Source organism: Thermomonas sp. (genome assembly GCF_019104945.1).
In the GTDB taxonomy this organism is placed as follows: Bacteria; Pseudomonadota; Gammaproteobacteria; order Xanthomonadales; family Xanthomonadaceae; genus Thermomonas.
In genome coordinates, this window is record NZ_JAHRWW010000053.1 from 101,823 (window position 1) to 114,603 (window position 12,781).

General features: G+C 60.5%; 13 protein-coding genes. All 13 read left to right on the plus strand.

Annotated elements, in window-relative coordinates; genetic code table 11:
- Positions 1-5: 5 nt before the first annotated feature.
- Positions 6-794, plus strand: a complete 789-nt coding sequence (fliR, locus tag KUL77_RS12455; RefSeq protein ID WP_297147773.1) for a flagellar biosynthetic protein FliR — start codon at positions 6-8, stop codon at positions 792-794.
- 4 nt (positions 795-798) lie between these two features.
- A complete protein-coding gene (gene flhB / locus KUL77_RS12460) occupies positions 799-1,941 on the plus strand; it encodes a flagellar biosynthesis protein FlhB (RefSeq protein ID WP_297147776.1) in 1,143 nt (380 codons plus the stop codon).
- Positions 1,938-4,016 carry a flagellar biosynthesis protein FlhA gene (gene flhA, locus KUL77_RS12465; RefSeq protein ID WP_297147778.1) on the plus strand — a complete coding sequence of 693 codons (2,079 nt, stop codon included), beginning with the start codon at positions 1,938-1,940 and terminating at the stop codon, positions 4,014-4,016. Before flhB ends, flhA begins: the two co-directional genes overlap by 4 nt.
- 32 nt (positions 4,017-4,048) lie before the next feature.
- On the plus strand, positions 4,049-5,638 hold the full coding sequence (flhF, locus tag KUL77_RS12470; protein ID WP_297147780.1) for a flagellar biosynthesis protein FlhF: 1,590 nt from the start codon (positions 4,049-4,051) through the stop codon (positions 5,636-5,638).
- Entirely contained in the window at positions 5,625-6,479 is an 855-nt protein-coding gene (locus tag KUL77_RS12475; RefSeq protein ID WP_297147782.1) for a P-loop NTPase, read from the plus strand. Before flhF ends, KUL77_RS12475 begins: the two co-directional genes overlap by 14 nt.
- Positions 6,479-7,228, plus strand: coding sequence for an RNA polymerase sigma factor FliA (locus tag KUL77_RS12480; protein WP_297147784.1), 750 nt, complete (start codon positions 6,479-6,481; stop codon positions 7,226-7,228). Before KUL77_RS12475 ends, KUL77_RS12480 begins: the two co-directional genes overlap by 1 nt.
- Before the next feature lie 93 nt (positions 7,229-7,321).
- Complete coding sequence (locus KUL77_RS12485; protein ID WP_297147786.1) at positions 7,322-7,714, plus strand: chemotaxis response regulator CheY; 393 nt, start codon at positions 7,322-7,324, stop codon at positions 7,712-7,714.
- Positions 7,711-8,325 carry a protein phosphatase CheZ gene (locus KUL77_RS12490; RefSeq protein WP_297147787.1) on the plus strand — a complete coding sequence of 205 codons (615 nt, stop codon included), beginning with the start codon at positions 7,711-7,713 and terminating at the stop codon, positions 8,323-8,325. The genes KUL77_RS12485 and KUL77_RS12490 overlap by 4 nt, the downstream gene beginning before the upstream one ends.
- 2 nt (positions 8,326-8,327) lie before the next feature.
- Positions 8,328-10,112: a chemotaxis protein CheA gene (locus KUL77_RS12495; RefSeq protein WP_297147789.1), complete on the plus strand. Its 1,785-nt coding sequence runs from the start codon at positions 8,328-8,330 to the stop codon at positions 10,110-10,112.
- A 10-nt stretch (positions 10,113-10,122) separates the two neighbouring features.
- The gene (locus KUL77_RS12500; RefSeq protein WP_297147791.1) at positions 10,123-10,863 is read left to right on the plus strand and encodes a flagellar motor protein; all 741 of its coding nucleotides are present in this window, start codon (positions 10,123-10,125) and stop codon (positions 10,861-10,863) included.
- Between the two features lie 12 nt (positions 10,864-10,875).
- Positions 10,876-11,784 carry a flagellar motor protein MotD gene (gene motD / locus KUL77_RS12505; RefSeq protein WP_297147793.1) on the plus strand — a complete coding sequence of 303 codons (909 nt, stop codon included), beginning with the start codon at positions 10,876-10,878 and terminating at the stop codon, positions 11,782-11,784.
- Positions 11,784-12,548, plus strand: a complete 765-nt coding sequence (locus KUL77_RS12510; protein ID WP_297147795.1) for a ParA family protein — start codon at positions 11,784-11,786, stop codon at positions 12,546-12,548. Before motD ends, KUL77_RS12510 begins: the two co-directional genes overlap by 1 nt.
- Positions 12,545-12,781 (plus strand): hypothetical protein (locus KUL77_RS12515; protein ID WP_297147797.1); only part of this gene is annotated, 237 nt, incomplete at its 3' end. The genes KUL77_RS12510 and KUL77_RS12515, both read left to right, overlap by 4 nt.

Consider the following 12,781-nt stretch of genomic DNA (forward strand, 5'->3'; position numbering starts at 1 on the left):
GCGCCGTGGACACGATCACGCTCACCACCGCTACCGGCATCAACCTATTTGCGCTGTTTTCTACTGTACTGTGGTATTCGCTGCGTGTCGGAGCCATGCTGCAGGTATTGCCATTTGTCGGTGGACGGGGCATCCCACTGCGTGCGCGCTTGCTCTTGATTCTAGTGCTCTCGGCCATGATGGCCAGCTTCCTACCTGCCCCCCCTGCGGCAACGGTGAGCGCCCTCACCACGCTGTCGGTACTGCGCGAACTCGCCATTGGCGCAGCTATTGGCTTGATGATTCGGCTTGCCTTTGAAGCGGGCAACCTCGCCGGCCAGTTTATTTCGCAAGACATGGCGCTCTCGTTTGCCACGATGACAGACCCGGCCAATCAGTCGTCGATGTCGGTAGTCTCGCTATGGTTTTTTATTACCTTCGGTTTGATGTTTTTCACCTTGGATGCGCATCTTGCACTGATTAGTCTGGTGGCCGATAGCTACCGCGCGGTTCCCATTGGTGTTGCACTACCGGACACGCAAGCCTTCCTCGCCCGCGTCCCCGAATTTGTTCCCGTGATTTTGCGTGCCAGCGTGCTGATTTCACTACCGGTCACCGTGGCCCTGCTTTCTGTACATATCATCGTTGGCGTGCTGGCGCGCGCTGCGCCACAGCTCAACCCCATCCAAATTGGCATGCCAGTCGCCCTACTTATGGGGCTGTTCCTGCTGGCTGCCTTGGCACAAGAATTGCTAGGACCTATACGCGCGTTGTTTATGGAGGCATTCCAAGCCGCCCGCGCCGTAACAGGTTGAGAGCATGAGTGAAACAGCCGATCGCGAAGACCGGACAGAAGCCCCGACACCGAAACGATTGCGCGAAGCCAGCGAACGCGGCGATGTCCCGCGCTCTAAAGAACTTGCCAACGTCGCGGTATTAGGCTGCTCCGTCATCGCCCTGCTCGCCAGCGGCAGCTTCATGGCGCGCACATCGTTGGGCTGGATGCACAATGCCCTCGCCTTCGAGCCAGAATTGATTGGTCAGCATGATCGCTTAATCAAACACGCTGTACTGATGCTCGGCACATCTGTGCTGCCCATCCTCCCCATGCTTGCAGTGGCCCTGCTGGCCTGCTTCATTTCTCCACTGGCCATGGGGGGCCTGCGCTTTAGTACAGAGGCACTGGAGCCCAAATTTGAACGCCTAAGCCCCATGGCCTGGCTGCGCCGCGTGTACGGGCAAGAAGGCGTTGCTGAAATCATTCGCTCGCTGCTGCGCGTGCTCATCGTTGGGCTGGTGGGGGCGTGGGCGATGCGCAACGCGCTGCAATCCATTCCTGGCCTGCAGCGGATGCCGCTGGAAAGCGCGGTGAGCCAAGGCATGGTCAGCATGCTGCACGTACTTGGCTATGTGGTGGGCTCGATGGGCCTGCTCGCCGCCGCCGATGCGCCCTATCAGCGCTGGAACTGGGCGCAAAAGCTCAAGATGACCAAGCAAGAAGTGCGCGACGAGTTCAAAGAAACCGAAGGTAACCCTGAGGTTAAAGGCAAGCTCAAGCAAATCGCCCGCCAGCAGGCGCAGCGGCAAATGATGGAAGCCGTGCCTACGGCCGATGTCATCATCACCAACCCCACCCACTATGCGGTCGCACTCAAGTACGAAATCGGCAAGATGGCCGCCCCAAAAGTGGTAGCGCTTGGGGTGGATGAAATTGCCATGCGCATTCGCGATGTCGCCGAAAAACACCGGGTCAGCATGATCGAGGCGCCCCCTTTGGCACGCGCCTTGTATCGCCATTCCAAATTGAATCAGGAAATTCCCGTGACGCTCTACGCCGCCGTGGCCCAAGTGCTTTCTTACGTCTTCCAGCTGCGTCGCTGGAACCCACGTATGGGGCCAATGCCGCAACTGGCCAAAGTCGTCATTGACCCCGCATTGGATGATGGGCAGACCCCAAGATGAGCGCAACACCACAAGGCAACTCGTTGAATTCTCTACTGCATTCACTGCGCAGTGGTGCCGCCGCACCGGTGGTGGTGCTGGCAATGCTGTCGATGGTGGTGGTGCCGCTGCCGCCGTTCCTGCTCGACATTCTCTTCACCATTAATATCGCGTTGTCACTCATGGTGCTGCTGGCGGTGGTGTATGTGAAACGGCCGCTGGAATTCTCAGTCTTCCCCAGCGTACTGCTGATGGTCACCCTGCTGCGGCTTTCGCTGAACGTGGCCTCCACCCGTGTGGTGCTGCTGCATGGCCACCAAGGCGGCGCAGCAGCGGGGCATGTGATCGAATCATTCGGCAATTTCGTGGTTGGCGGCAGCTATGCCGTCGGCATCATCGTGTTCGCCATCCTCACCATCGTTAACTTTGTGGTGGTCACCAAAGGCTCTGGGCGTATTTCTGAAGTGTCGGCGCGTTTTATTCTTGACGCATTGCCCGGCAAACAGATGGCGATCGACGCCGATCTCAACGCGGGCCTGCTCTCGCGCGAAGACGCCAAAATGCGCCGCGAAGAAGTGCGTAACGAAGCCGACTTCTATGGCTCGATGGACGGTGCCAGCAAATTCGTGCGCGGCGACGCCATCGCGGGCCTGCTTATTCTTGTCATCAACCTTGTTGGCGGCGTGGCAATCGGCACCTTGCAGCACGGTTTGGGTTTTGCTGATGCAATGCAGACCTACACCCTGCTGGCCATTGGTGACGGCCTTGTGGCCCAGCTTCCGGCCCTGTTGGTGTCCACTGCCGTGGCCATGCTGGTCACCCGCGCTACCCGCGAGCAGGAAATGGGCGCCGCTGTGGGCGAACAGGTGTTCGGCCAGCGCCGCGCGCTGATCGTAGCGGCCGGTCTTATGGGCCTGATTGGTGTCGTACCGGGAATGCCCAACCTGCCCTTCCTGCTGTTTGCGGGCATCCTTGGTTATGCCGCGTGGCGACTGAAGAAAAATGAAGACGCCGCAGCGCTAGTCCCCGCGGCCGACGAAGCGGCTGCGCAAGCCGCGGCCCCCGCAGCCGAGCTAAGTTGGGATGAAGTCCGCCCTGCCGAGCCATTGGGCTTGGAAGTGGGCTACAAGCTCATTGCACTGGTCGATAAATCACAAGGCGGCGAACTTTTGACGCGGCTCAAAGGCGTGCGCCGAAAACTTACCCAAGACCTCGGCTTTCTTATCCCCGCCGTACACGTGCGCGACAATTTGGAGCTCCCTGCGGGCCAATACCGCATTTTGGTACACGGCGTTCCGGTGGGCAGCGGCGAACTTCACCCCGACCGCATGATGGCGCTGGATCCCGGCAAAGTGTTTGGCCCGCTGGAAGGCATTCCCGGCAAAGACCCGGCTTTTGGGCTTGATGCCACATGGATCCTGCCCAGCCAGCGCGCCCACGCTGAGTCCTTAGGCTATACCGTGGTGGATGCGGGTACCGTCATTGCAACCCACCTCTCGCACGTTGTGCGCGAGCGCGCCAGTGAACTGTTGGGCCACGATGAAGTGCAGCACCTGCTCTCCAGTGTCGGCAAGATGTCGCCCAAGCTCGTCGAAGACCTGACACCGAAGCTGCTGCCGCTGTCGGTGATCGTGCGCGTGCTGCAATCCCTGCTGGCCGAACGCGTGTCGCTCAAGCAAATTCGCCGCATCGTGGAAGCCCTGCTTGAACACGGCATCATGACCCAAGACCCCGCCGCGCTCACTGCCGCCGTGCGCACGGCGCTTGGGGCCTTTATCGTGCAAGAACTCAATGGGATGGCCGCCGAACTGCCGGTCTTTACCTTAGCTCCGCAAATGGAACGCATCTTGCAAGACTCGGTTAACGGCCAAGGGGCTGCGTTGGAACCCGGGCTTGCTGAGCGGCTGCATCAAAGCCTCAGCGAGTGCGTGAGCAGGCAAGAACAACGGGGGGAACCCGCCATTTTGCTTGTTCCCGGTGGGATCCGCGCAGCTATCTCACGGCTGGTGCGCCACAGCGTACCGCAGCTTTCGGTTCTGGCGTATGGTGAAGTTCCGGAAGACAAGCGGTTGCGGCTGCTAGGAGCTGTTGGTTAACCCTTTTATCGACACGACATTAAAAAACGACCATGAGAATCAAACGCTTCACGGCTCCCGACATGCGCACCGCGCTGCGCCGTATCCGCGACGAACAAGGTCCGGACGCGGTTATTTTGTCCAGCCACCAGCTGGCCGAGGGTGGTGTCGAGGTGGTCGCGGCCACCGATTACGATGAAGCGCTCGTGCAGCAAACCCTGCGCACGATGACAACACCGGCTCCGCGCAGTGCACCAGAACCGCAGCCCGCGCCGCATACCGTTCCCGAACCTAACCACCATGAGCGCGCGGTGTTCCATATCGACGGCGTGCCGGTCGCCCCCGCAGAAGCCGCCGCAGCATCCGTTAAGCAAGAACGCTCCAGCAGCCGTATCGAACAAGTGATGTCGGTTTTTTCAGCGCGCAAACCCGCCGCCGAAACCACGGCCGCGCTGCAGCGTATCGAACCCACGCTCGAGCCACAGCAAGACCTTGTCAAAGCACTGCGTCGCGCCCCCAAAGCCGCACAGACACCGGTGGCCGCGACAGCGCCCCCCGCGCCTGCACCAATACCTGCACAGACGCCTGCACAAGCGCTACGCGAGGCCTTGGCGAACAACCCGGCCACCCGCTTGGTTCAGCCGCCTGCACCGCCGGTCGCGGCTGTCGCTCAGCCCGCCCCCGCACCAGCGGTTAGTACCACCCCTGCACCGCCGCTACGCTCCGTCGAGACCGACCCCGCCGTCACTGCACTGCGCGCCGAACTCAGTTCTATGCGCAAAATGATTGAACGCGAACTCGGCCAGTTTGCTGGAGAACGCCTACGCGGCTCCCCGGCGCGCGCCGCCGCACTCGACATGCTGGCCGCCTTCGGCTGCAGCGACACATTGGCGCAGCAGATCGCAGGCCAGCTTGACCCCGCACTTTCCACCAGCGATGTGGTTGAAGTCACCCGTAATGCGCTTGCGGCCCAGCTTCCTATTGCGACCGAAGACCCGCTAGAAAAAGGTGGCGTTATCGCCCTACTTGGCCCTACCGGCGCCGGTAAAACCACCACCATTGCCAAACTTGCCGCGCGCTATGCCGCCCGCCACCGCGCCCGCGATGTTGCCTTGATCAGCGCCGATAACGAGCGCACCGGCGCACGCGAACAACTGCACGCCCTAGGCCGCCGCCTCGGCGTTACGGTATGCGACGCCGACGGCCCCGAAGGCCTCACCCACGCCTTAGAGCAACTTGCCGACTACCCCCTGGTGCTCATTGATACCGCTGGTTACGGCCTGCGCGACCGCGGCCTACTGCGTCAAATCCTATGGGTGCGCGGCGCCAGCAACGTGCGCTGCATGCTGGTGGTTCCTGCCAATGGCAACCCAGCCGACCTGTCTGAACTGCTGAAACGCTACCGTTCGGCCGCCCCAGAAGCCACCGTTTTAACCAAATTAGACGAAAGCACCTGTCTAGGGGCTGCGCTATCGGTGCTGGTGCAGCATAATCTGCCTATGGCCTACACGGCCTCTGGCCAGCAGGTGCCCGATGACATCGAGCTGGCCGATGCACGGTGTATGGTCAGCGCTATTGATTTTCCGCGCCGGGCTGGCGCGGCCAGCCCCCTCCATGATGATGGTCACCATGCATTCGCCTGACGCCACCTCCAACGAACCTCTCCGCGCCCCGCGTGTTATCGCCGTTACCGGCGGCAAGGGCGGTGTGGGTAAAACCACGACGTCCGTGAATCTGGCAATGGCCATGATCGAAGCGGGTCAGCGCACCCTATTACTCGATACCGACCTTGGCCTAGCCAATGTCGATGTGATGCTGGGCCTATCACCCAAATTCACCTTGGCCGACGTCTTTGCCGGGCGCTGCGAGCTGCAAGACACCATTTTAGAAGGCCCCAAAGGGCTGATGGTGGTGCCTGCTGCTTCGGGCAAGCGCCATATGACCGAGCTTTTGCCGCAGCAGCACATTGGCCTTGTCAATGCGTTCTCTCAACTCAACATCCCACTCGATGTGATGATCGTTGATACCCCAGCGGGTATTAGCGATAGCGTGCTGACCTTCTGCCAAGCCGCGCAGGAGGTCATCCTTGTGGTTTGCGACGAGCCCGCCTCGGTAACCGACGCCTACGCGCTGGTGAAAATTCTAAGCCGCGACCGCGGCGTCAACCGCATCCAGGTGCTGGCCAACCAAGTGCCGAACGTCAACGAAGGCCGCTCCGTGTTCGACAAGCTCGAACGCGTCACCTCGCGCTTCCTAGATGTCACCCTGTCCTATTTGGGCGCCATTCCCCGTGATGAATGGTTACGCCTCTCCATTCAGCGCCAAGAGCCCGTTGTGGAAGCCTTTCCCACCGCCCCTGCATCACTTGCTTTTCGCGACATTGTGCGCAAGATAGGCAAATGGCAGGCCCCACAAGGGCCACGTGGACACGTTGAATTCTTCACCGACCGCCTAGTCGCCACCCAAGGGAGCACCGTTGCGTGATGAACGTCGGAACTGCCCAATACCGCGCACAGCAAAATAGCAATGTCGCTGGCATTGTCGGGCAGCATTCCGAACTCGTCCGCCGTATCGCCCACCACCTCGCCGCGCGCTTGCCGTCGAGTGTTGAAATCGACGATCTGATCCAAGCCGGCATGATCGGCCTATTGGAGGCAGCACGTAATTTCCAGTCCGACCAAGGCGCCACCTTCGAAACTTATGCATCCATCCGCATTCGCGGCGCGATGATCGACGCGATCCGCTCGGGCGACTGGGTTCCGCGTTCGGTGCACCGCCGCTACCGCGATGTGGTGGCAGTGACGCGCAGCATCGAACAACGCGAAGGCCGCGCCGCCAGCACCCAAGAAATCGCCGCTGGGCTGGGCATGAGCGTGGATGAATACCACAGCATTGTGCAAGACGCCGCGCGCGGGCAGCTGCTCAGCCTCGACGAATACACCGAAGAACACGACGGCGAACCCAAGCTTGACCAGCGCGACACCGGCACCCCCGAGCGTCGCCTTGAGCAAGGCGCATTTCGGAGTGCACTGGGCGATGCCATCGGCAACCTGCCTGAGCGCGAACAACTGGTGCTCTCGCTGTACTACGAGCAGGAATTGAATTTGCGCGAAATTGGCGAGGTACTCAACGTCAGCGAATCGCGGGTTTGTCAGATCCACGGGCAGGCCATGTTGAGACTTCGCTCACGTCTTACCGATTGGCGCAGCGAGATTGATGCCGACGAAGGCTAAATATCGCCTATCCTGTACACGTGGCCCCGGTCCCACTTTCAAGTTACTCTCCCTCTGACCGATACCCATAGAACAAGGTTTACAGGATTCAACATGGACAAAGGCATTCGCATCCTCATCGTTGACGACTTCTCGACCATGCGTCGCATCGTCAAAAATCTGCTAAGCGACTTGGGCTTCACCAATACCGCCGAAGCCGATGACGGTGCAACAGGTCTGGCGGAGCTACAAAAAGCCAAGTTCGATCTCGTGATTACCGACTGGAACATGCCCGGCATGCCCGGCATCGAATTGCTCAAGGCGATCCGCGCCGCCCCCGAATTAAAAAAGATTCCGGTGCTGATGGTTACCGCCGAATCCAAACGTGAGCAGATCATCGAAGCGGCGCAGGCGGGCGTGAACGGCTACATCATTAAACCGTTTACCGCAGCGACCCTTGAAGATAAGCTCACCAAGATCTTTGAGCGAATGGAGAGTGCTGCATGACACTGCCCGAGCAACCACCGGCCATCCCAGCTGACGAAGCCCATATTGCCGAACGTCTCCGCGCTGCCATGGCGGCGCTGGAACAAGGTGATGGCAGCGTCTGGCGACGCCATCTCGACTCATTGATGGAATGGCGCCGGCAACCGGTGGTGGCCAGTTTGGTGAGCTTGGCCCGCGAGCTGGATGATCTTGAGCGCAGTATCGATGCGCGGATTCCAGCCGCAAAAGAAAGCAACAGCGGCCTTCCCGATGCCTGCAGTCGGCTGGAACATGTGGTCAAAATGACCGAAGAAGCCAGCATGCGCACCTTGGATCTGGCCGACGAATGCCGCACCCTGCTTGGCACGCTTGGCCCTGAGCACGAGGCCACAGTCGAAGCCATTCGCTCACGCCTGTCGCAAATGGCCGAGGCGCAAGGCTTCCAAGACCTTACCGGGCAAATCATTCAGAAGGTCATTCATTTGATTCGTTCGCTGCAAAGTGGTTTGGGTGACCTTAAAGCCATGACCAGCACCGATACTCAAGGCCACGGCCCGGCGGTGCAAGGCGTTGACCCGGCACCTGCCACGCAAGACGAGGCCAACGACCTACTGGCCGCACTCGGGATCTAAGTATGACGTCAGACGGATACGACGCCCGTGCCGACTTTCTCATCGAAGCGCGAGAAATCCTCGACCGCCTCGGTGAGCAGGTCGTGGATCTGGAGCAAGCGCCCGAAGATCGCAGCACGCTAGACGCCGTATTCCGTGGTTTCCACACCATCAAAGGCGGCGCGGGGTTCCTTGACATCGCGCCGATGGTGGCGCTTTGCCACGCGTTTGAAGACCGCATCGACGCCGCCCGCAGCGGCACCCGTATGCTGGACTCCGACACCTTCGAGGCGGCCTACCGTTCGGTTGATCTATTGATCGACATGATGGACGCGCTGACCCACGGTGCTGAGCTTGAACCCGTTGACCCAGCCCTGCTCATTCAAATTCGTGGTGAAGACGCACATGTTGCCGCTCCGGCTGCCGCTGCTGCGCCCGCGTTTGATCTGCCCGACAATCTCGACGACCTCGACTTCGACGCACTACTCGACAGCTTGCACGGCAAGGGAGGAATTCCCGGCGAAGCCGAAATTCCGCCACCTCCGCCCGCACCTGAGCCTGCAAAACCTGCAGCACCAACTAAACCGGCTGCAGGCGATAGCAAGCCCGCCGCAGGCGGCAGCGAGGCCGAACACACCGTGCGCGTGGACGTGCGTCGCCTTGATGCGCTCGTCAATCTCGTGGGCGAACTGGTGCTGGCGCGCAACCGCCTCAAAACCATTCGCCCCACCCTACGCAGCGAAACACTCGACCGCGCCGTTACCGCACTCGACACCGTCACCGCACGCCTGCAAGGCGCGGTGATGTCGGCGCGTATGCAGCCAGTGAGCCGCGTGTTCACTCGCTTCCCCAAAGTGGCGCGTGATGTTGCACGCCAGCTCAGCAAACAGGTGGAATTAGTGGTTGAGGGCGGTGAAACCGAACTCGATCGCAACCTCGTGGAAGCCTTGTCCGACCCGCTTGTGCATCTCGTGCGCAACGCCATCGACCACGGCATCGAAACGCCCGAGAAGCGCCAAGCCACGGGCAAGCCCGTACAAGGCCGGGTACTGCTCTCGGCACAGCAAGAAGGCGATCACGTTTCGATTGAAGTCAGCGATGATGGCGCGGGCATCGACCCCGAAGGCATCCGCCGCAGTGCGGTGAAAAAAGGCCTCATCGATAGCGAAGCCGCACTGCGTTTGTCTGAAGACGAATGTTTGGCGCTGCTGTTCCTGCCCGGTTTTTCAACGCGCACCGAGGTATCCAATATCTCCGGGCGCGGCGTGGGTATGGACGTGGTGCAATCCAAAATCCGCGAGCTCTCCGGGCAAGTACAAATTCAGTCTGAGCTGGGCAAAGGCTCACGTTTCATCATTCGCGTGCCGCTGACACTGGCCATTCTGCCCACACTGCTGGTGGAAATTGACGAAGACGTGTACGCCCTGCCGCTGGTGCGCGTCATTGAAGTGGTCACCCACGAAGAAAGCCGCGTGCTATGGATGGACGGCCAGCGCGTGCTTGATCTGCGTGAGCGCCCACTACCCGTGCTCTCCCTGCGCAATTGGCTGGGTATCCCCGGCGATCCCATCGACGCTACGCGCGGCGTGGTGCTGCAGTCGGGCGAACAGCATTTCTGCCTCTTGGTGGATCGCGTCGTTGGCCGTGAAGAAGTTGTGATCAAAGCCCTGCCGCGTTCACTGCGCGGGATCTCCGGCTATGCGGGGGCAAGCCTTGTGGGCGACGGGCGCATGGCGATGATCTTGGATGTCGATGCACTGCTGGGCTCCGCGATGCGCGGCTCAAGTGCAGGCGCCCGCAGCCGATAGGTGTGGGTATATGGATATTCTCAGCATTATCGGTGCGATCCTTGGGCTGATCGCCTTGGTGGGCGGAAGCATGCTCAAAGGCGCAGGCCTCTCGGGCCTGTGGTCACCAGCGGCATTCGTCATCGTCATCGTTGGCACCTTCGCTGCGATCTTGCTGCAAACCTCCCTGCCTACTTTTCGGCGCGCCCTACAAATTTTGAAGTGGGTGTTCGTGCCGCCGCCGCAAGACCACGCCTCGCTGATTGCGCGCATGGTGGAATGGAGCACCACCTCGCGTAAGCAAGGCCTGCTCGCGCTGGAATCGCATCTCGATAATTTACGCGACCCATTTATGCGCAAAGGGTTGCAGATGGTCGTGGACGGCGTTGAGCCTGAAACCCTACGGCAGATGATGGAAATCGAATCGGAAGCGCAGAACCACCGCGACATTTCCGCTGCGAAAGTCTATGAAGGCATGGGTATCTATGCCCCTACCCTTGGCATCATCGGCGCGGTACTCGGCCTGATTGCCGTCATGCAAAACCTCACCGACCCCAGCAAGCTCGGCCACGGCATCGCGGCCGCATTTACCGCCACGATCTACGGCATTGCATCGGCGAACCTCGCCTTCTTGCCCGTGGCATCAAAGCTCAAAGGCATCATCCATCGTCAGCAGGTGGAACGCGACATGCTGATCGAAGGTCTTATCGCCATTGCCGAAGGTGAAAACCCGCGCAACATCGAGTCGCGCCTCAGCGGCTTCGTACATTGATCGAGGCGACGTATGGCCCGCCGCCCCCGCCACCCGCCCGAAGAACACTTGAACCACGAAGCATGGGCCATTCCCTACGGTGACCTGCTCACCCTGCTCCTCGCGTTTTTCGTAGTGATGTACGCCATCTCAACCCTCAATGAAGGCAAGTACCGCGTCGTAGCCGATGCGCTATCGGCGGCGTTTGGCGGCGCGCCGCGTTCGATCAAGCCCATTCAAGTGGGGCAAGTGCAGCTGCGCGGTGGTGATTTCGACCACCCTTCAGTAATCGACACTGGCGCCCGTCGTGGCCCGGCGCAGCCCACCCGTATTGAAGTTCCAATGCCGCTGACCCGGCGCGACATGGAAAACGCCACACCGGAAGCACAAAAGATGGCGGAAGCCGCCAGCAGCGCACAGCTCAGTGCACTCGGCAGCAAAATTGAATCGGCACTTTCAGGTCTTATCGGCAGCGGGGTCGTGCAGGTCAAACGCGGGCGCAATTATTTGGAGGTCGAAATTCAAAGCGACCTCCTGTTTCCCAGCGGCTCAGCGCAGCCCACCCAAGCGGCCCTTACTACCATCCACCAGCTAGGCAACGCCCTGCGCGAAGCCCCTAACGCCGTGCGCGTCGAAGGCTATACCGACAACCAACCTATTTCGAACGCGCAGTTCCGCTCCAATTGGGACCTTTCCACCGCCCGCGCCACGAATGTCGTAAACGCCCTGATCACTTCTGGCATCAGCCCTGATCGTTTAGCGGCAATGGGCTACAGTGAATACCAACCCATTGCGGATAACATCACGCAGGCCGGGCGTAGCAGCAACCGGCGGGTAGAAATCGTTATTTTAGAAAACTCACAAGCCGTCAACAGCGTCATGAATGGAGTGGACATGCGCGATACGCAAAGCCCGCAACCCACCACCGGAGTACAGCCATAATGCAGGTTTGGGCTATTGCCAACCAAAAAGGTGGCGTCGGCAAGACCACCACCACGCTCTGCCTCTCGCGCGGGCTCGCCGAGCTGGGCCACCGTGTTTTAGTCGTTGATATGGACCCGCACGGCTCCATCACCTGCGCCTTCCGTGTGCCTTCAGACCCACCACCGGCCGGGACACACGAGCTATTCAACGGGCAAAGTGTTGCTGAAATTGCACACGCCACCCCACTTGCCAACATCCACCTCATTGCCGCCCAGCCAGCGATGGCCACGTTAGAACGCCGCAGCGCCACCCAGCCGGGCCTTGGCCTTGCACTGGAGCGTGCGCTGCAGGCCGCTAAAGACGATTACGACTACGTGCTACTGGACTGCCCGCCCACGCTTAGCCTGCTTTTGGTCAACGCGCTCGCCGCCTGCGATCGTCTGATCGTCCCTAGCCAAACCGACCCACTCGCCATCCACGGCTTGCAAGGCATGATGCATACCGCTGCCATGGTCGAGCGCTCACGCGGGCGCCCCATGCTGCGGCAAGTCTTGCCCACCTTGTTTGACCGCCGCACCAAGTCCGGCCAGCACGTGCTTGAGCAAATGCAGACGCTGTACGGTGACGCCATCTGCAGCACCCCCATTCCGCTCGATACGCGCCTGCGCGATGCCGATATGCTTGCCAGCAAAGAACACCTCTATGGTCGCGGTCTAATGGCCTACGAGCACGCCCTGCAATGGCTGCTCGACACCGCCCCTGCCGCAAGGGAAGCCGCATGAGCACACAAGCGCCCCCGCCCAGCAACACGCCAACACCCACGGCGGCAGTGGATGCCTACCTAGACGCGCTGTTAGGAGCCCCCGCCCCATCCCCACCAGCCGTGGAAAAGGTAGAAGACAAGCCTGAAGCAGTCGCTGAACCTGAAGTAGCTGCTGAACCTGAAGTAGCTGCTGAACCTGAAGTAGCTACTGAGCCTGAAGTAGCTACTGAGCCTGAAGCACCCCAACGTGTT